The sequence below is a fragment of the Mesorhizobium sp. P2_D1 genome, from assembly GCF_056404455.1.
Genome location: NZ_JBFUDZ010000012.1, coordinates 116259 through 135126, shown reverse-complemented (window position 1 = coordinate 135126; position 18868 = coordinate 116259). Strand labels below are relative to the sequence as shown.

Here is an 18868-nt window from a genome sequence, read left to right as displayed (position 1 = left end):
GTAGCGCGCCTGCGGCTTGACCACTGCCTGGTCGAGCACCAGCGACAGCGGCGTGCCTGTCCATTTGGCGATGCAGCTCCAGCCTTCGACGCAATCATGGCGGGTGATCTGGGTGCGGCTCGGCATGTTCATCAATTGCTCGCGGCTGAGCGACAGCGGCTTTTCGACAAGGCCCGAAACCTCGAGCCGCCAGTCGGCGAAATTGTTGGCAAGCAAGCCCTTGTAGACGTCGTCATCGGGAGCCGTGACGCCGTTCGGCCGCTGCGGCTGGCGGATGTCGGCCTCGGTGAACTCCGGCGCCAGCGCGTCGCGGCCGGCGAGCAGGCGTTGCGCCCGGTATGTCAGGCCATTGGCGTTTTCGAGGAAGCTGCGCAGGCCGCTGCCAATACTCAGCTGGCTGTCGAAGGCGTCGCAGCCCGACAGCATGATGCCGGAGGCGCCAAGGCTGGCGCCCGTCAGGAATTTCCGGCGGCTGATCTCGAACTTCGCCATGTCAAGCACTCCTCTCGGTGGAATTGTCGTCGCGTGCAGGAGGATCGGTGCGATACCAGCCGGTGATGATCGAGCGCAGTTCGTTGATTGGGCCGGCAGCCAGGATCATCAGGATGTGGACGACGAAGAAAGCGACCAGCAGCACCATGACGGTGAAATGGATGGTGCGCGCCGTCTGCCGGCCACCGAGCAGATCGTTGAGGAACGGCAGCACCGAGTCCATACTGGGCGACATCGCCAGGCCGGTGATGATCATCAGCGGCAGCAGCACGAACAGCACGCCGCCATAGGCCATCTTCTGCAGCGTGTTGTATTCCCGCGTGTGGTGAAATTTGAGCTTGGCGTGGTCGACGATGTCTTGCGGCAGTCGCTTGAGATCGTTGAGGCGCGGCGCGAGATCGCGGCGCAGATGGCCGTTCACGGTGCTGGCGACCAGCCAGACGATCAAGGTCGTGGTCAGTATCCAGGCAAAGAAGAAATGGATGACGCGAGCGGTGCCCAGATCATAGTAGGACGGGATGGTCGCCCAGGATGGGAAGCCGCGCGCCGTTTCCTGGCCTGCCGGACCCGACCAGCCGAGCACGCCTGTGGTGTCGAAACGATGTCCGAAGACTTCGGTGTAGCCACGTGCACCAGCGTTGGTGTTCTCGGCGCCAATGGCGAAGATGGTGTTGTTGTAGTCGAAGCCCGACTGCTTGCCGATGTAGAGCTGCGGGCGGGCGTTGAAGATCTGCAGGCCGGAAAGCAGCATGAAGAACAGAGAGATGGCCCAGATCCAATGCGTCAGCCGCGTCCAGCGCGACTGGCGATAGATCAGCGTCTCATCCTTCGACGCGGCAGGGTCCGCTCCGGCGGTGGGTTGGCTTCTGGCAACCGATTCCATCTTGTCTCGTCTCCCGGCCTCGCGGCGTGACCTACACGCTCATTGTCCTCCTGATACGTCGCTAACCAAACCGATGTTTCATCCGATCACGGAATTATTACGGGCTGCCCAGGCTGACGGCGAGATTGACGGCTGCGGCGACGATGACCGTGTTGAAGAAAAACGACAGGATCGAATGGACAAGCACGACACAACGCATATGCGTCGTCGAGATGTTGGTGTCGGCAGTCTGCGCGGTCATGCCAATGACCGCCGAGAAGTAGAGGAAATCCCAGCCTTCCGGCCGCTTGTCGCCCGGGAACAGCAGCCCGCCGACCGGGATTTTCTTCTTGGTCTCAGCGTCGACCGCATCGCCGTCCATCCAGTAGACATGGGCATAGTGGAGCGCTGCCATGGCATGCATGGTGAACCAGCCGAGCGGGATCGACAACAGCGCGAAGCCAAGCTCGACGGGATGGCCTCTGTCCTTCTGATTGATCAGCAGGAACAGTGAAACAATGGCGACGACGACCACGACCAGCGTTACAGCGAAGATAACCAGCACCGGCTGGTCGGTGGCACGCGCGTTCTTGCTGAGATAGCGACCGGTAAGCCTTGGCATCTGGGCGACGACCAAAACGACATAGACGGCGAAGAACGCATTGGTACCGATCGAATAAGGGAGTGGCGCGCGCAACAGCAGCGCAGCCGCCAGTGCGACGGCCCCTGTGCCGGCCGCCACGACGAATTGCCTGTGCCGATGCATTGGTGAATTGCTCGAGGTGTCGGTGACCATGGCCCAGCTTTCGAAAAGCGCCCGGATCAGTCCGGTGTGGCGGATTTGAGCGCCCGCCGCAAGATGCGGTCAAGTTCGCCGAGAAACCGCGAACGGTCCTGCGGCGCAAAGCTGGCATTGTAGCCCTTGCTTTCGCCGGTCTCGCGCAGATGCTGCTTGAGGTCGCGCATCGCCACTGCCATGCCGATGGTTTCGGGTGTGAACGGGCGCCCGGTGGGCCCGAGCACATGGGCGCCGAGCGCCACCGCGCGGGCGGCCAGCGGAATGTCTGATGTGATCACGATGTCGTTGGCCCGCGCATTATCGACGATCCAGTCATCGGCGGCGTCGGCGCCCTTGGACACCACGACGTTGCGGATCATCGGATCGCGCGATGGCCGCAGGCCGCCATTGGAGACATAAGTGACGACGACACCATGGCGCTCGGCGACCTTTTCCACCTCGGCCTTGACTGGGCAGGCATCGGCGTCGACGAGGATGGCGGGTGCAGGCATTGCTTGTTCCAAAAGGCATGGGGCCGGGCGATTTCGGCCGGCCCCATGGAGACAATCTGATAGGTTGTTACGCCGGCAAGGCCCCGGACTTCTTCGCAGTCCAGGTCGCCATATAATCCATCAGGCCGGGATTGAGGCAGTCATAGGGTTCCAGCCCGATTGACCTCAGTTGCGCGCGGATGCCGTCCATTCGCTTCGGGTCGACACCGGATTCGATGATCGACGAGACGAAGGCAGTGAAGCCCGGCGGCGACCAGCCGTCCTCCTCGAAGCGCTCGGGATGAATGAACGACAGGCCCTTGAACGGATGATCGCGCTCGACCGGCCCGTGCATGTGGACGCCGCAGCCGGTGCAGGCATGGCGCTGGATCAGCGCGCTGGGATCGACCACCTTGAGCTTGTCGCCGTTCTCGGTGACGGTGACGTCGCCGGTGCCGGCCACGGCGACGACCGAGAACAGCGCACCCTCCGGCTTCCAGCATTTGGTGCAGCCACAAGCATGGTTGTGGGCGATCTGGCCCTTGACCTTCACCTTGACCGGCTTGCTGGTGCAGGCACAGACCAGCGTGCCGCCGGCAAAGCTTGCACTCTCCTTGGGCAGACCATTGTCGATTTTCGGATGCAGTTTTTCCGGCATTCTTTTCTCCTCCCAGTTGTGAACCACAAGGGTCGCAGGCCGGTTGGTCGGCGGCTTGTGGCCTTCTTCAGTAAACGACGACGCTTCGGATCGATTTGCCCTCATGCATGAGGTCGAACCCCTTGTTGATGTCCTCGAGCTTCAGTGTGTGGGTGATCATCGGATCGATCTGGATCTTGCCGTCCATGTACCAGTCGACGATCCTGGGCACGTCGGTACGGCCGCGCGCGCCGCCGAAGGCGGTGCCCATCCAGGTGCGCCCGGTGACCAGCTGGAACGGCCGGGTCGAGATTTCCTGGCCGGCACCGGCGACGCCGATGACGACCGACTTGCCCCAGCCGCGATGCGAGGCTTCCAGCGCCTGGCGCATCACCTTGGTGTTGCCGGTGCAGTCGAAGGTGTAGTCGGCGCCGCCGATCTGGTCGGCGCCACGCTTGGTCATGTTGACCAGATGGGGAACGATGTCGCCGTCGATCTCCTTCGGATTGACGAAATGCGTCATGCCGAACTTCTCGCCCCAGGCCTTCTTGTCGTTGTTCAAATCAACGCCGATGATCATGTCGGCGCCGGCAAGTTTCAGGCCCTGGATGACGTTGAGGCCGATGCCGCCGAGGCCGAAGACGACGGCAGTCGCGCCTTGCTCAACCTTGGCGGTGTTGATGACCGCACCGATGCCGGTGGTGACGCCGCAGCCGATGTAGCAGATCTTGTCGAAGGGCGCTTCGGGATTGACCTTGGCCAACGCGATCTCGGGCAGCACGGTGAAGTTGGAGAAGGTCGAGCAGCCCATGTAGTGAAAAATCTTGTCCTTGCCGATCGAGAAGCGCGAAGAGCCGTCGGGCATCAGGCCTTGTCCCTGCGTGGCGCGGATGGCGGTGCAGAGGTTGGTCTTGCGCGACAGGCAGGACGGGCACTGGCGGCATTCGGGCGTATAGAGCGGGATGACGTGGTCGCCCTTCTTGACCGAAGTGACGCCCTTGCCGACATCGACGACGACGCCGGCGCCCTCATGGCCGAGGATGGCCGGAAACAGGCCTTCGGGATCGGCGCCCGACAGCGTGAATTCGTCGGTATGGCAGATGCCGGTCGCCTTGATCTCGACCAGCACCTCGCCGTCGCGCGGACCGTCGAGGTCGACCTCCATGATCTCCAGCGGCTTTCCGGCGGCGACAGCGACAGCGGCGCGCGTTTTCATCAGGCAATTCCTCCATAGGCGATTTTTGCCCAAACTTTCAGGTTTTAATGATGCGATCAACTGGAAGCTGGTTCCAGGCTTGGGCCAGTGCGGAGAATTTTATCCCAAATCGATTGAAAGACCGCGATTGACCCGGCCGGCTTGACCACGCCGACACAGGCCATAAAAGGAACGGCCGACCCGAGGGATATTTCGCATGTTCACCAAGATCCTCATCGCCAATCGCGGCGAGATTGCCTGCCGTGTGATCAGGACGGCGCGCAAGATGGGCATCGCCACCGTTGCGGTCTATTCCGATGCCGATCGTGATGCAGTGCATGTCGAGATGGCCGACGAGGCGGTGCATATCGGGCCTTCGCCAGCCGCGCTGAGCTATCTCGTACCGGAGAAGATCATCGCCGCCTGCAAGGAGACGGGAGCGCAGGCCGTGCATCCCGGTTACGGCTTCCTGTCCGAGCGGGCGGCGTTCTGCGAGGCGCTGGAAGCGGAAGGCATCATCTTCATCGGCCCGAAGCCCAAGGCGATCAAGGCGATGGGCGACAAGATCGAATCGAAGAAATTCGCCAACGCCGCCAAGGTTTCCACCGTGCCCGGCTGGCTCGGCGTCATCGAGAATGCCGACCATGCCGAAAAGATCGCCGGCGAGATCGGCTATCCCGTGATGATCAAGGCCTCGGCCGGCGGTGGCGGCAAGGGCATGCGAATCGCCTGGAGCCAGTCGGAGGTGCGCGACGGCTTCGACCGCGCGCGCTCGGAAGCCAAGAGCTCGTTCGGCGACGACCGCGTCTTCATCGAGAAATTCGTCGTCGATCCGCGGCATATCGAAATCCAGGTGCTGGCCGACGCCCATGGCAACGCGCTCTATCTCGGCGAGCGCGAATGCTCGATCCAGCGCCGCAACCAGAAGGTCGCCGAAGAGGCGCCATCGCCGTTCCTCGACGCAAAGACACGCAAGGCCATGGGCGAGCAGTCGGTGGCGCTGGCCAGGGCCGTCGACTATCAGAGCGCCGGCACGGTGGAGTTCATCGTCGACAAGGACAAGAACTTCTATTTCCTTGAAATGAATACACGTTTGCAGGTCGAGCACCCGGTGACGGAGCTCGTCACCGGCATCGACCTGGTCGAGCAGATGATCCGCGTCGCCGCCGGCGAAGAGCTGGCCTTGAAGCAAAGCGATATCCAGCTGAACGGCTGGGCGGTGGAAAGCCGGCTCTATGCCGAGGACCCGTACCGCAATTTCCTGCCCTCGATCGGCCGGCTGACGCGCTACGGGCCGCCGGAGGAAGGACAGTTCGGCGATATCGTCATCCGCAACGACACCGGCGTCACCGAAGGCTCCGAGATCTCGATGTTTTACGACCCGATGCTCGCCAAGCTGTGCACCTGGGCACCGACGCGCATCCAGGCCATCGATGCCATGTCGGAAGCGCTCGACAGCTTTGTCGTCGACGGCATCGAGCACAACATTCCGTTCCTTGCCGCCCTGATGCAGCATCCGCGCTGGCGGGAAGGGCGGATATCGACCGGTTTCATCGCGGAGGAATATCCCGACGGCTTTGCGCCAATCGTGCCGAACAATGATGAGAAAGCCGTGCTGGCGTCGATTGCGACCGCGGTGGAACTGCTGCGCCGCGACCGGCTCGACCGGCTGGGCGGGCGCCTGGCGCCGCATTCGGGGGCGCTGAAGCGCGACTGGGTGGTGAAGATCGGTGAAGATTATCTGTCGGCGTCCATCCTCGAAGGCATGATCTCTATTCCGATGGAAATCGATCTGTCGATCGAGGGCGGCAAGGCGCTGACCGTCGCCTCAGACTGGCGTCCGGGCGACCTGATCTGGCGCGGCACGGTCGGCACGCACAAGATCGTCGCTCAGATCAGGCCGGTTGCCAATGGCTTGCGCATCGCCTGGAAAGGCATGTCGGTGACCGCGCGGACCATGTTGCCACGCATCGCCGAACTCGAAAGGCTGATGCCGGAGAAGGTGGCGCCGGATACGTCGAAACTGCTGCTTTGCCCGATGCCCGGCCTTGTCGTGTCGATTGCCGTTGCCGAAGGCCAGGAGGTCAAGGCCGGCGAGACGCTGGCCGTCGTCGAAGCGATGAAGATGGAAAACGTACTGCGCGCCGAACGCGATCTTGTCGTGGCGAGACTCAACGCCAAGCCAGGCGACAGCCTGGCGGTCGACGCAGTGATCATGGAATTCGCCTGAGATTGTTTGGAAACTTTAAGGCGAGCCGGGCAGGCCGCTGCAAGCCTGTGGTCAGCGGCGGTTTGTGCTGGACTGGTATCGCCCGGTCCCGGACAATACATCTCCATCGACTCAAGTCCTTCGGGCAGCGCGAAAAACCATGGCAGATGACAGACTTCCCCGCGATCCCCTGATGCGCGAAGCCGCGATAGCGGCTGCGCGGCCGGAGGCGCCTGCGCGGCCGTTCGTCCATCTGCGCGTGCATTCGGCCTATTCGCTGCTGGAAGGCGCCTTGCAGATCGGCAAGGTGGTGGCCCACGCGGTCAAGGACGAAGCCCCGGCGATTGCCGTCACCGACACCAACAATCTGTTTGGCGCGCTCGAATTCGCGCAGAAGGCGGTGAAGGACGGGATCCAGCCGATTATCGGCTGCCAGATCGCGGTCGCCTTTTCCGGCGAGAACAGCGATGGCCAGCGCGACCGCAGGCGGCAAGGTCCGGATATGCGGCCGGTCGTCCTGATCGCGGCGACCGAGGCCGGCTACGCCAATCTGGTGAGGTTGGTCAGCCGCGTCTATCTCGAGACGCCGCCAGGCGAGGCGGTGCACCTGACCACCGAAATGATGGAGGGCTATTGCGACGGGCTGATCTGCCTCAGCGGCGGGCCGCGCGGCCCGGTCGGTTTTGCGCTCAAGGAAGACCGCCGCGATCTTGCCGAGGCACGGCTCTTGACCCTCAAGTCGATGTTCGACGACCGGCTCTATGTCGAACTGGACCGGGTTTCCGGCCGCGTGATCGAGAAATCCTCGATCGATCTCGCCTATGCCCATGAATTGCCGCTGGTCGCCACCAACGAGGCCTTCTTCTCGGCGCGCGACGATTATGACGCGCATGACGCGCTGATCGCCATCGCCGAGGGCTCGGTCGTCGCCGCCGACAATCGCCGGCGGCTGTCGCCGGACAATTTCCTGCGCAGCCAGGCCGACATGGCCAGGCTGTTCGCCGACCTGCCGGAGGCGATCGACAACACGGTCGAGATCGCGCTGCGCTGTTCCTACTATCCCAAGAACCGCAACCCGATCCTGCCACGCTTCACGGGCGGCGATGTCGCCGACAATGACGCAGCCGTGCAGGCGGAAGCCGACGAACTGGCCCGCCAGGCGCATGAGGGGCTCGACGCGCGGCTGGCCGCGCACGGGCCGACACCAGGCTACACGGTCGAACAATATCGCGAGCGGTTGAATTTCGAGCTTGGCATCATCACCAAGATGAAGTTCCCGGGTTACTTCCTGATCGTTGCCGACTTCATCAAGTGGGCCAAGGCGCAAGGCATCCCGGTCGGGCCGGGCCGCGGATCGGGAGCCGGGTCGCTGGTCGCCTATTCGACGACCATCACCGACATCGATCCCCTGCGCTTCTCCCTGCTGTTCGAGCGCTTCCTCAACCCCGACCGSGTATCGATGCCCGACTTCGACATCGACTTCTGCCAGGATCGCCGCGAGGAGGTGATCCGCTATGTCCAGCAGAAATACGGTCGCGACCAGGTCGGCCAGATCATCACCTTCGGTACGCTGCAGGCCCGCGCCGTGCTGCGCGACGTCGGCCGCGTGCTGCAGATGCCCTACGGCCAGGTCGACAAGCTTTCCAAGATGGTGCCGCAGAACCCGGCCAATCCAGTCAAGCTCGCCGACGCCATCGCCAACGAGCCGCGCTTTGCCGAAGAGGCAGAGAGGGAGCCGATCGTCCAGACGCTGCTCGACATGGCGCAGAAGCTGGAGGGCCTCTACCGCCACGCCTCGACGCACGCCGCCGGCATCGTCATCGGCGACCGGCCGCTGTCGGAACTGGTGCCGATGTACCGCGATCCGCGCTCGGACATGCCTGTCACCCAGTTCAACATGAAATATGTCGAGCAGGCCGGGCTGGTGAAGTTCGACTTCCTCGGCCTGAAGACGCTGACGGTGCTCGAAACGGCGGTCAAGCTGATCCGCCGGCGCGGCATCGAGATCGACCTGGCGACGATCCCGCTCGACGATCCCGAGACCTATGCCATGCTGTCGCGCGGCGAGGTGGTCGGCGTGTTCCAGGTGGAAAGTGCCGGCATGCGCAAGGCGCTGATCGGCATGCGGCCGGACTGCATCGAGGACATCATCGCCCTGGTCGCGCTGTATCGGCCGGGACCGATGGAGAACATCCCGACCTACAACGCCAGAAAGCATGGCGAGGAGGAGATGGCGTCGATCCATCCCAAGATCGACCACCTGGTGAAGGAGACCCAAGGCGTCATCGTCTACCAGGAACAGGTGATGCAGATCGCGCAGGAGCTTGCCGGCTATTCGCTCGGCGAAGCCGATCTGCTGCGCCGCGCCATGGGTAAGAAGATCCGCGCCGAGATGGACAAGCAGCGCGAGCGCTTCGTCTCGGGCGCGGTCGAACGCGGCGTCGGCAAGCCGCAAGCCGACTTCATTTTCGACCTGCTGGCCAAGTTCGCCGACTATGGTTTCAACAAGTCGCACGCTGCCGCCTACGCGGTGGTTTCGTACCAGACCGCCTATCTCAAGGCGCACTATCCGGTCGAGTTCCTCGCGGCATCGATGACGCTCGATATGGGCAACACCGACAAGCTCGCCGATTTCCGCCAGGACGCGCTGCGCCTTGGCATCGAGGTATTGGCTCCGTCGGTGATATCAAGCTTCCGCGCTTTCGAAGTCGGCGAGAACCGTATCTATTATTCGCTGGCCGCGCTGAAAGGTGTCGGCGACGCGGCGGTAGAGCATATCGTTGCCCAGCGCGGCGAAAAGCCATTCAAGAACCTCGCCGATTTCTGCGAAAGGGTCGATCCCAAGATTGTCGGCAAGCGCGTCTTCGAAAGCCTGATCATGGCCGGCGCGCTCGATTGCTTCGGCCACGACCGCGCTGCGATGATGGCGGGCGTCGAGCGCATGATGGGGCTGGCATCGCTGGCGCAGCAGAACGCGGTCTCCGGCCAGCACGATATCTTCGGCGCCTCGCTCGGCGCCCAGTCGCAGGCGCTCAATCTGCCGGCGACCGACCCATGGCTTGCGGCCGATCGGTTGCACCGCGAATTCCAGGTGGTCGGCTTCTATCTCTCCGCCCATCCGCTCGACGAGTACAAGGCGGCCTTGCAGAAGATGCGGGTGCAAAACTGGGCCGAGTTTTCGGCGGCCGTCAAGCGCGGGGCGGCCGCCGGACGGCTGGCCGGCACGGTCACCTCCAAGCAGGAGCGCAAGACGCGCACCGGCAACAAGATGGGCGTCGTCGCCTTTTCCGATACGTCCGGCCAGTATGAGGCCGTGCTGTTTTCCGAAGGACTGGCGCAATATCGCGACCTGCTTGAGCCCGGCCGTTCCGTCGTCATCACCGTTGCGGCCGAGGACAGGCCGGAAGGCGTCAATTTGCGCATCAACTCGGTGCAATCGCTGGAGGACGAAGCAAGCCGAATCCAGAAGGCGTTGCGCATTTTCGTACGCAATGCGGCGCCGATCGGCACGCTGGCCGGCCAGCTTTCAGTGAGGGGCGAAGGCCAGGTCAGCTTCGTGCTGATCAAGGAAGATGGCGAGGGGGAAATCGAGATCGAGCTGCCCAATCGCTACCGGATCTCGCCGCAGATCGCCTCGGCGATGCGCGCCGTGCCCGGCGTGGTCGAAGTGGAACTGGTGTGACGCCCGCTCTTGCGGGCTGGCGGCAGGTGTCGCGAACGCCGGCGCGATCGTCATGAAAGCGGCGGAAGACAGCTCAACAATCGCGCAGCTGCGCGACAAGCTGCGCAGGCTCTATCACGGACGCACCCCGGCGGCTTTCCGCTTCCAGGTGGTGGCTGTCGTCATCGACCTCGCTATCATTGCCTTCTTCATCGCGACGCCGGTTCTTCAGGACAAGCCGTCATTCCTCTGGCTCGACTATGCGGTGGCCGCGCTGGTTGCTGCCGACATGGCCGCCCGCCTACTGGCGTCCAACGACATGTTTCGGCTGATGAAGCAGCCGACATCATGGGTCGATGGCTTCATCCTCTTGACGTTGCTGATGCCGACGGCGTTCGCCAATCTCGGCTTCCTGCGCATTCTGCGGTTGTGGTCACTGTCGCGCAACGGGTCGTTGTGGCGGCATTTCGAGATGCGCGGACTGCGGCCCTGGCGCGAGGCTAGCCAGGCGGTCATCAACCTATTGACCTTCCTGTTCGTCATCACCGGCTTCGTCTACACGTTCTTCTTCCGCACCGGGACGGGGCTCGAAAACTATATCGATGCCCTTTATTTCACTGTCGCCACAGTGACCACGACAGGCTTCGGCGACATCGTCCTGCCGGGCATGGCCGGCAAGCTGACCGCGATCGCCACCATGATCATCGGCATTTCGCTGTTCGTAAGGTTGGCGCAGGCGCTGTTCCGTCCCAGCAAGGTCTTCTTTCCCTGTCCGCAGTGCGGGCTGCAGCGGCACGAGCCCGACGCCGTCCACTGCAAGGCCTGCGGCCATCTCCTCAACATACCCGACGACGGCAATTGACGGGCTGGAGGCCCATCCCGCCGGAGTAAGGATGCTATCCGCTCAAAACTGCGGGCCACCTATCTGGCTGTAGTTGACGCCGCCGAAGCTGATGCCGGTCAGGCCGGGAGCCGCCATCTTACGCTTCTGACCATCGCGGCATTCGAACACGGGCCACTCCGTCTGCTTGCAAGGTATCTCGCGGCACATTCGGCTCAGGCAATCGCCCTCGGTGAGCAAGAACAGGCTGTTGCCCAGGCGCCGAACCGTGCTTCCGTCGTCGGAACGCCAAGTCCAGGGAATGCGCAACGAGGAAACGAAGTCGCCGACAAGGCCACCGGTCCCGGAATGCGCGCGCAGGCTTGTACGATAATGCGCCATGGACGCGGAATAGTCGGCCACGATCGTCGGGCCATAGGAGGAAGCCATAGGGCCATCCGACTCAAGAAGGTGCGTTCCCGCTTCGGCTTCCGCCTTGCCGGTGGCTACCAGCGTCGACATCAGTAAAACAGCGACGATCACAAGAGGCATCGTTGCACCATCTCACGCTTGCTCTCCGTTTCCAGGAGCGTCTCATCCCGCCGCCCCACCTACAAGGCGGCAACGTCGGATCAGGGCACGAAATTCTCGTAGACTCAATCTCCCCCGGACTGGATCAAGGTCTAGGACGCGGCGATCTTCACCGGTTGTGGCGCTTTTCGCCGCAGATTGAGCAGATTGCCCATCAGGATCAGCAGTGCGCCACCGGCGGTGAAGGCGTCGATCTGCTCCTGATAGAGCAGCCAGCCGATCAGTGCCGACAACGGCACGCGCAGGAAATCCATCGGCGAAATGACGGTGGCGTCGGCATAGGCAAGCGCACGGGCCATGCAGAAATGCGACGACATGCCGGTGAAGGCGATCAGCAGGATCCAGGGCCACAGCTCGAGCGGCGGGTTGCGCCACTCGTAGAGCGCCGGCCCGAGGCCGAGTGCCGACTGAATGATCAGCATCCAGAAGATGATGCGCACGACGCTGTCCGTGCGCGTCAGCGACTTGACCAGCACCAGCGATATGCCGAAACAGACGGCGGCACCGAGCACGACAAGATGACCGGGATCGACGGCGCCGACGCCGGGGCGCACGATGATCACCACGCCGATCAGCCCCAGCACGATCGCTGCAAGCCTGGGCCGGGAGAGCCTTTCGCCAAGAAAAGTCACTGCCAGGATTGCCGTCCAGATCGGTGTGGTGAATTCGATCGAGATCAACACGGCCAGCGGGATCAACGTCAGTGCGTAGAGCCAGGCCGCCTGGCCGGTGTAATGGATGACGTTGCGGGCGATATGGGCAACCGGGCGCTGCGTGCGCATGGCTGCAAAGCCGCCGCTCATCATCACCAGCGGCAGAAGGATGAAGAAGCCGATCACCGAGCGCAGTTCCAAAACCTGGAAGACGTTGAGCTCGGCTGTCGTGGCGCGGCCGGCGACCGACATCGCCAGGAACGAGGCGATCGACAGCGCCATCCAGAATGCGGCCTTGGGGATGGAGGGGGTAGGGACCATGCCCGCTATCTCGCAGGCCGGGGCTTTTGCCGCAATCGCTAGAAGCTGCATTCTTCTGGGCCAGTCGCAATGGCTGGATGTTGCAAAACAGTCATGCTGCGGGCGGAACCTGATACGGCAAGGGGCGTTGAGTCTCGATATTGCTGTGCCTTGCCTTGCGAGCCGTCCTGCCTTTTCGAAATCGATAGGGAGAGCTTCGATGAGATCATTCGCTCAATTCGCGCTTGCTGGCTGTCTGTTGGCTGCGGCTGGCGCGGCACATGCCGACGAAGGGAAATTTCTTCAGTCGTTCCAGGGCAATTTCGCCGGCAAGGGCATCGTCAAGGTCACCACCGAGGCACCGACGGTGAACGTGTCCTGCACGTTCAAGTCCAACGCGACGTCGACCTCGCTGTCGCTGGACGGCAATTGCCGCGGGCTGGTTCTGGTGACGCGCGCCATCAGCGCGGATCTGACATCCAGCGGTGCGAAGTACAGCGGCACCTATGTCGGCTCTCGTACAGGGCCGGCACAGCTCAACGGCAGCCGATCGGGCAACGCGATCAATCTCGGCATCCGCTGGGCCAAGGCGGTCAACGGTGACCGAAAGGCCCAGATGAAGGTCGAGAAGCGAGGCGAGAACGGCATGCGRCTGACCGTCACCGACACCGACCCGAAAACCGGCAAGAGCGTGGTGACGAGCAGGATCGATCTGCAGCGCACCTGACGACCGTGCCGATGTTCAGGTGATTTCCTGCGCTTCCGGTGTGCTCACGAACTCTAAGTTCTCGGAAACCGTCATTCTCGGCTCGGCCTGACCTCAATCTCAAGCCACCCGATCTGCAAGGTCAGTCCTCGAGCGGCTCCGGCGGATGGGCGTCGCGGCCCTTGCCGAACGTATAGCCGGTTTCCACCGCCCTGCGGCCGAACTTGTCGCGCAGGGCATCGATGGCGCTTTCAGCCATGGCGCGTTTGCGCGACTGGACGTCTACCAGGTCGGGCGGGTCGGCCTTGTCGTCGTCCGAAAGGTCGCTGACGCCGATACCGAGCAGCCGATATTTCGTACCGTCGGTCTCCTTGCGCAGGAGCTCCACCCCGGTCTGAAAGATGCGATCGGCGAGCCGGGTCGGGTCGCCGAGCTGGCGGTTGCGCGTGCGGAGCTTGAAATCCTGGGTCTTGAGCTTCAGCACCACGGTGCGTCCGGCGATGCCGGATTTCTTCAGCCGTGCCGAGACCTTTTCCGAAAGCCCCCTCAGCACCGCGACAAGCTCATCGAGCGAAGCGATGTCGGTGTCGAAGGTGGTTTCGGCCGATACGCTCTTGGCGTCCTGGTCCGGATCGACGCGGCGGACGTCCTCGCCGCGCGAAAGGCGGTAGAGCCGGTCGCCCATCGTGCCGTAGCGGCGCATCAGGTCGCCACGATCCATCTGCTGCAGCTGGCCGATGGTGCGGATGCCATCGCGTTCCAGCGTGGCGTTGAACGCCTTGCCGACACCCCAGATCATCGTCACCGGCTGGGCTGCCAGGAAGCCGACCGCCTCGGCCTCGCCGATGACCGAGAATCCGCGCGGCTTGCGGAAATCGGACGCTATCTTGGCGAGGAACTTGCAGTAGGACAGGCCGGCTGAAACGGTGATGCCGATCTCCTTCTCGACCGCAAGCGCGAAGCGCGCCAGCACCACTGCCGGAGGCAGGCCGTGGAGACGTTCGGTGCCGGCGAGGTCGAGAAATGCCTCGTCGATCGAGAGCGGCTCGACCAGCGGTGTCAGCGCCTGCATCATGGCGCGCACCTCGCGGCCGACGTGCACGTATTTTTCCATGTTGGGGCTGATGACGACCGCCTCGGGACAGGCTTCGAGCGCCTTGAACATCGGCATTGCCGAGCGCACGCCCTGGATGCGGGCGATGTAGCAGGCGGTGGAGACGACGCCGCGCTTGCCGCCGCCGATGATCAGCGATTTGTCCTTGAGTGCTGGATTGTCGCGCTTTTCGATCGCCGCGTAGAAGGCGTCGCAATCGATATGGGCCAGATGCAGCCGGTAAAGCTCCGGATGGCGCGCCAGCCGGGGGCTGCCGCAGCGTTCGCAGCGGCGCGTCAGGCTGCGCTGAAACGTCAGGCAGTCGCGGCAAAAACCGTGATCGGGATTGTTGACAGGGGCCGCCATCGCTGCGAACATAAAGAGAACAGAAGCAATGGTACGACAGTGCAAGGCCTGCGACAAGGCTGGCCTGGGGAGAACGCATGAGCACGACCATAGCGCCGCTGGTGCCCGAACTCTGGGCGGATTTCGAGGACCTCTTCGGCAAGCAGGGCGCCTGTTATGGCTGCTGGTGCACGCATTTCCGGCTGGCGCCGGCGATACGGCGTGAGAGCAGCCGGGAACGCAACAAGGACCACATCAAGGCGCGCATCGAAGCCGGTCCGCCGCCAGGCCTGCTGGCATTCGAAGACGGCAAGGCGGTCGGCTGGATGCAGATCGGGCCACGCGCCGACGTGCCCGAATGGAACAATCAGGGCAGGGGGTCGGCACCAGTCGATGCCGCCGACGCCATGGATCCGGCCGTATGGGCGATCTCGTGCTTCTTCATCCGCACCAAGGCGCGCGGCAGAGGCATCACGCATCGCCTGGTCGAAGGCGGTATCGATTTCGCCCGCAGCAACGGAGCCCGGTTGGTCGAGGCCTGCCCGATAGACCTGTCCCGGGATTCGCGTTCGATCGGCCTGTTCGTCGGCTCGTCGCGGGTGTTCGAGAAGGCCGGTTTCGAGCGGCTCGTAGAGCGCAAGGCCGGCCGGCCGCTGATGCGGCTTGTGCTATAATCAGTTTTGCACCTTGGCGGCGTTGTATCTCACCTTGCGGTTGTGGCGGTAATTTCATACCAGACGAACGAGGCGTTCCTTCCAAGACGCGTTGCACGGAAACGGATTCAGTCGACGCGCTTTGGGCTTTTGTTTTATGCATGTCGTTGTCCCAAACCGCTGTGCGCTTTTGGGCACTATTAGGTCAAACGGAGAATTCGTGTGAACCGTGCCCTGCCATTCGTTTTTCTTCTTGCGTTGAGCGCGCCTGCTTTCGGCCAGACCGTCGACAGTCAGGGTGCGAAGCAATTGTCCGAAGACCTGGCCCGCTATGTCGGCAAACAGGCGCTCGACAAAGGCATTCTGAAGGTGTCGCTGGAAGGCGATGCCTACAAGATCTTGTTTGATTTCAAGGCGCTTGCCGGATCACTGCCCGATCAAAAGCTGCTGAAAGTCGACGTTGCGCCCTATGCCTTGATGGTCAAACCGCGCAGCGACGGATCCTGGGATGTCTCGATGGATTTTTCGCAGAGCGCCTCTTTCGAGTTCAACGGGCCCGAGGGTCTGCAAAGCACGCAGTTTTCGATCAAGGACGGCAAGGGTTCCGGCGTCTACGACCCCAATCTTGCGGCCTTCACCAGCGGCAGCAGCTCGATGGCCGGTATGACGATGGCATCGAAGGATGCCAAACAGCATATGGAAGCGAGCACCGGCGCCGGCACAGCAACGATCACCGCGACCAAGTCCGCGACCGGGGGTGTCGATTTCACAACATCGCAAAAGGTGTCTGATTTCGTCGAAACGATCAATTTCGACGATCCTGAAAGCGGACTGAAATTCCCCGTCAACGTCAAATCGCCGGAGCTGTCGGTCGAGGCCAGCGGCAAGGGAGTGCGGACAAAGCCGCTGCTCGATCTCCTGGCGTTTGCCGTGGCCAATGAAGACGAGACGACGCTGAAGGCAAACCAGGCGCAACTCAAATCGCTTCTGCTCGCCGCCTTGCCGGTTTGGGAGCATGTCGAGGGAACCTATGGCTTCAAGGATTTCACGGTGGAAAGCCCGGTCGGCAATTTCGGCGCGACGCAGCTCAGCACTGCGTTCGGGTCCGACGGCGTCGCCCAGAACGGCAAGATTACCTATGCCATCAAGGCGTCGGGGCTGACCGTGCCGCAACAGCTTCTGCCGAGCTGGAGCGTTGCGCTGTTGCCCACCGATGTCGACCTGAACTTCGGCGGCGCCAATATCGATCTCGACAGCATGGCGAAGAAGGCGATCGAAGCCTTTGATCTCAATCAGAATCCGCCGCTGCCGGCTGATTTGGGCGATCAGCTCAAAGCCGACTTCATGGCCAAGACGCCGAAAGTCGTTATCGGCCACAGCACCGTGAAGAACAAGGATACCGAGATCGCCCTGGAAGGCGAAATGACCTTCCCCGACGAGAAGCCGGAGGCAAGCTTGAAAGTCGACGTCACCGGCTTCGACAAGCTCGTCGAGGGCCTGCAGACGGCGGCAAAGTCGGAGCCGGAGGTGGCGCAGTACGTACCCGCCGCTCTCATGGTGAAGGGTTTTGGCAAAACGCTGCCAGATGGACGCATCGAATGGGTCGTCAACGCCAAGGCCGACGGTTCAGTCATGGTCAACGGCGTCATGGTCAAGCCGGCCGATCCGGCCGTGGACGACAGTGTCGATGACAGCGGCGACGACAGTGGGGACGACAGCGGCGGGGCAGGGGCGAAACTGAACCCCTGAGGGCCACGCCTTTAAAGACGCACTTCCGGACGGAAAGCCGTTTCACACTTTTCCTGGAATTGCGTTAGAACCCCAGCGCGTTCGCAATCTTCGGCGCGGCTTCGTGCCAGTCCTGGACGACGATGATGTCGTCCGGCACCGGCGGCAGGAATGCGCGCAGCGAATTGTCGGCCATCAGATGGAACAGGCCGGCATCGGCGACGGATGCCCGCACCGATGCCAGATTGTGCGGCTGATCGTCGACGAAAACCACCGGCCGGCCGGTCTTGCCGCGAAGCCTGGCCACTGCCGGTCCCTTGGCCATTTCAGTGGTCAGGAGCGGGTAGCTCAGCCCGAGTGCATCGAGATGGGCGCGACGCGCGGCGCGGTGCTTGTGCGGCATGGCCGTCAGCAGAATGATCTCGGCGCGATCGCCCAATCCCGTCAGGGCATCCGCCGCACCGTCGGTGATCCTCTGCCAGTCGGCTTGGGCGTCAAAGAAATCGCCCAGAAGTGCTGTGACTTCTGGCTGTTCGATCAGGCGGCCGCTCGCCGTCTCGGCGATGTTGCCGGTCAGCCGGAACGAGGCCAGCGTCAGGCCGAAACCACGCGCCTTGAGGAAATGCGGGAAAGGGCGGATGAATTCGAGCACCACGTCGTCGACATCGAGCACCAGCAGCGGGCGGCTGTCCGCCGCCAGTTCCTCGATCTGGCGCGCTGTTTCGGGATCATCGCTCATATGGAATGCTCATGGTTGTCGTCGCCCAGCGGCAGCGCCCGCAAGGCCTTGCCGACAGCTGCCGGCGGCGTGCCGGTTTCCTCGGCAAAGCGCATCAGCGTCGGCTCGTGGGCGAGAATGAACTGCAGGACGCCAGCCAGGAATCCTGGTTCGCCGGCAGCCTTGCGGATCGAATGCGCCTCGATGCCGGTGATTGCCAGAAAGCGCGGCAACAGCTCCGGATCGGAGGCGACGAAGCCCAGAGCCTTCACTGCAATCGATTCCGCTTCCTCGCGCATTGACGCTGCGTTTGCCATCACTACCTTCGGTGTGTGGAATGAGTCTCTCCCGCAGTAATGGCAAGAGATGCTTGCGGCAAGCCATTAGAGCGGCGCCCGAGGTGGAATCCAGAAAGCTTTTTGCGCCACGGATTTCCGTTTCGTCAATGATATTGCCGTAGAGTGACGCAGGGTTTGGTGCGTCTTTCAGATGGACGCATGACGGCTGCCTTCGAGCGGAAGGACGGCCGGGACGGGATATCGATGCCGAAGAAGGTCATGATCGTCGAGGACAATGAGCTCAATATGAAGCTCTTTCGGGACCTCATCGAAGCAAGCGGTTACGAGACCGTGCGCACCCGCAACGGCCTGGAAGCGCTCGATCTGGCGCGCAAGCACCGGCCGGATCTCATCCTGATGGACATCCAGTTGCCTGAAGTGTCGGGGCTGGAGGTGACCAAATGGCTGAAGGAGGATGACGAGTTGCACGTCATCCCGGTCATCGCGGTGACCGCCTTCGCGATGAAAGGCGACGAGGAACGCATCCGCCAGGGTGGCTGCGAAGCCTATATCTCCAAGCCGATCTCGGTGCCGCGTTTCATCGAAACCATCAAATCCTATCTGGGCGATGCGTGATGCGCCCTTCCAGCCAAGCCGG

18 protein-coding genes are annotated in these 18868 nt (G+C 62.7%); 7 read left to right on the top strand and 11 right to left on the bottom strand.

The annotated features are described in order from the left end of the window. The 6 genes from AC1D0I_RS12015 to AC1D0I_RS11990 all read right to left on the bottom strand — a co-directional run. Window positions 1-492, bottom strand: a 492-nt coding sequence (locus AC1D0I_RS12015; RefSeq protein WP_477395267.1) for a molybdopterin-dependent oxidoreductase, incomplete at its 3' end; no start/stop codon positions are given. Window position 493: 1 nt separating this feature from the next. After that, the gene (locus AC1D0I_RS12010) at window positions 494-1375 is read right to left on the bottom strand and encodes a cytochrome b/b6 domain-containing protein (RefSeq protein ID WP_477395265.1); all 882 of its coding nucleotides are present in this window, start codon (window positions 1373-1375) and stop codon (window positions 494-496) included. A gap of 97 nt (window positions 1376-1472) precedes the next feature. Next, entirely contained in the window at window positions 1473-2150 is a 678-nt protein-coding gene (locus tag AC1D0I_RS12005; protein ID WP_477395263.1) for a DUF1345 domain-containing protein, read from the bottom strand. A 26-nt stretch (window positions 2151-2176) separates the two neighbouring features. Further along, window positions 2177-2644: a YaiI/YqxD family protein gene (locus tag AC1D0I_RS12000; RefSeq protein WP_477395262.1), complete on the bottom strand. Its 468-nt coding sequence runs from the start codon at window positions 2642-2644 to the stop codon at window positions 2177-2179. Window positions 2645-2711: 67 nt separating this feature from the next. Continuing rightward, window positions 2712-3281 (bottom strand): S-(hydroxymethyl)glutathione synthase, encoded by a 570-nt coding sequence (gene gfa / locus AC1D0I_RS11995; protein WP_477289021.1) that lies wholly within the window; start codon window positions 3279-3281, stop codon window positions 2712-2714. A gap of 67 nt (window positions 3282-3348) precedes the next feature. Beyond that, entirely contained in the window at window positions 3349-4476 is a 1128-nt protein-coding gene (locus tag AC1D0I_RS11990) for an S-(hydroxymethyl)glutathione dehydrogenase/class III alcohol dehydrogenase (RefSeq protein WP_477395260.1), read from the bottom strand. Window positions 4477-4672: 196 nt separating this feature from the next. Here AC1D0I_RS11990 and AC1D0I_RS11985 point away from each other — a divergent pair, with 196 nt between their 5' ends. From AC1D0I_RS11985 to AC1D0I_RS11975, 3 genes are all read left to right on the top strand, one after another. Then, the gene (locus AC1D0I_RS11985; protein WP_477395258.1) at window positions 4673-6685 is read left to right on the top strand and encodes an acetyl-CoA carboxylase biotin carboxylase subunit; all 2013 of its coding nucleotides are present in this window, start codon (window positions 4673-4675) and stop codon (window positions 6683-6685) included. A 172-nt stretch (window positions 6686-6857) separates the two neighbouring features. After that, window positions 6858-10346, top strand: a complete 3489-nt coding sequence (dnaE, locus tag AC1D0I_RS11980) for a DNA polymerase III subunit alpha (protein WP_477395277.1) — start codon at window positions 6858-6860, stop codon at window positions 10344-10346. A 52-nt stretch (window positions 10347-10398) separates the two neighbouring features. Next, window positions 10399-11187, top strand: a complete 789-nt coding sequence (locus AC1D0I_RS11975; protein ID WP_477303805.1) for a potassium channel family protein — start codon at window positions 10399-10401, stop codon at window positions 11185-11187. A gap of 42 nt (window positions 11188-11229) precedes the next feature. Here AC1D0I_RS11975 and AC1D0I_RS11970 read toward each other — a convergent pair whose 3' ends face one another. Together AC1D0I_RS11970 and AC1D0I_RS11965 are read right to left on the bottom strand one after the other, a co-directional pair. Next, on the bottom strand, window positions 11230-11697 hold the full coding sequence (locus AC1D0I_RS11970) for a hypothetical protein (RefSeq protein ID WP_477395256.1): 468 nt from the start codon (window positions 11695-11697) through the stop codon (window positions 11230-11232). Window positions 11698-11828: 131 nt separating this feature from the next. Beyond that, the gene (locus AC1D0I_RS11965; protein WP_477395254.1) at window positions 11829-12710 is read right to left on the bottom strand and encodes a DMT family transporter; all 882 of its coding nucleotides are present in this window, start codon (window positions 12708-12710) and stop codon (window positions 11829-11831) included. 199 nt (window positions 12711-12909) lie between these two features. On the opposite strand from AC1D0I_RS11965, the gene AC1D0I_RS11960 reads away from it, so the two are divergent. Then, on the top strand, window positions 12910-13416 hold the full coding sequence (locus AC1D0I_RS11960) for a hypothetical protein (RefSeq protein ID WP_477395252.1): 507 nt from the start codon (window positions 12910-12912) through the stop codon (window positions 13414-13416). A 121-nt stretch (window positions 13417-13537) separates the two neighbouring features. On the opposite strand, the gene AC1D0I_RS11955 is transcribed toward AC1D0I_RS11960, so the two are convergent. Further along, the gene (locus AC1D0I_RS11955; protein ID WP_477395250.1) at window positions 13538-14866 is read right to left on the bottom strand and encodes a DNA polymerase IV; all 1329 of its coding nucleotides are present in this window, start codon (window positions 14864-14866) and stop codon (window positions 13538-13540) included. A gap of 65 nt (window positions 14867-14931) precedes the next feature. On the opposite strand from AC1D0I_RS11955, the gene AC1D0I_RS11950 reads away from it, so the two are divergent. After that, window positions 14932-15507 (top strand): GNAT family N-acetyltransferase, encoded by a 576-nt coding sequence (locus tag AC1D0I_RS11950; RefSeq protein WP_477227347.1) that lies wholly within the window; start codon window positions 14932-14934, stop codon window positions 15505-15507. Between the two features lie 201 nt (window positions 15508-15708). After that, on the top strand, window positions 15709-17235 hold the full coding sequence (locus AC1D0I_RS11945; RefSeq protein ID WP_477395248.1) for a hypothetical protein: 1527 nt from the start codon (window positions 15709-15711) through the stop codon (window positions 17233-17235). A 64-nt stretch (window positions 17236-17299) separates the two neighbouring features. Here the strand turns inward: AC1D0I_RS11945 and AC1D0I_RS11940 are convergent, their stop codons facing one another. Together AC1D0I_RS11940 and AC1D0I_RS11935 are read right to left on the bottom strand one after the other, a co-directional pair. Further along, entirely contained in the window at window positions 17300-17953 is a 654-nt protein-coding gene (locus AC1D0I_RS11940) for a hypothetical protein (protein WP_477227345.1), read from the bottom strand. Then, on the bottom strand, window positions 17950-18249 hold the full coding sequence (locus tag AC1D0I_RS11935; protein ID WP_095087927.1) for a DUF3572 domain-containing protein: 300 nt from the start codon (window positions 18247-18249) through the stop codon (window positions 17950-17952). Before AC1D0I_RS11935 ends, AC1D0I_RS11940 begins: the two co-directional genes overlap by 4 nt. Window positions 18250-18474: 225 nt before the next feature. Here AC1D0I_RS11935 and AC1D0I_RS11930 point away from each other — a divergent pair, with 225 nt between their 5' ends. Beyond that, entirely contained in the window at window positions 18475-18846 is a 372-nt protein-coding gene (locus AC1D0I_RS11930; RefSeq protein WP_095088146.1) for a response regulator, read from the top strand. Window positions 18847-18868: the final 22 nt, after the last annotated feature.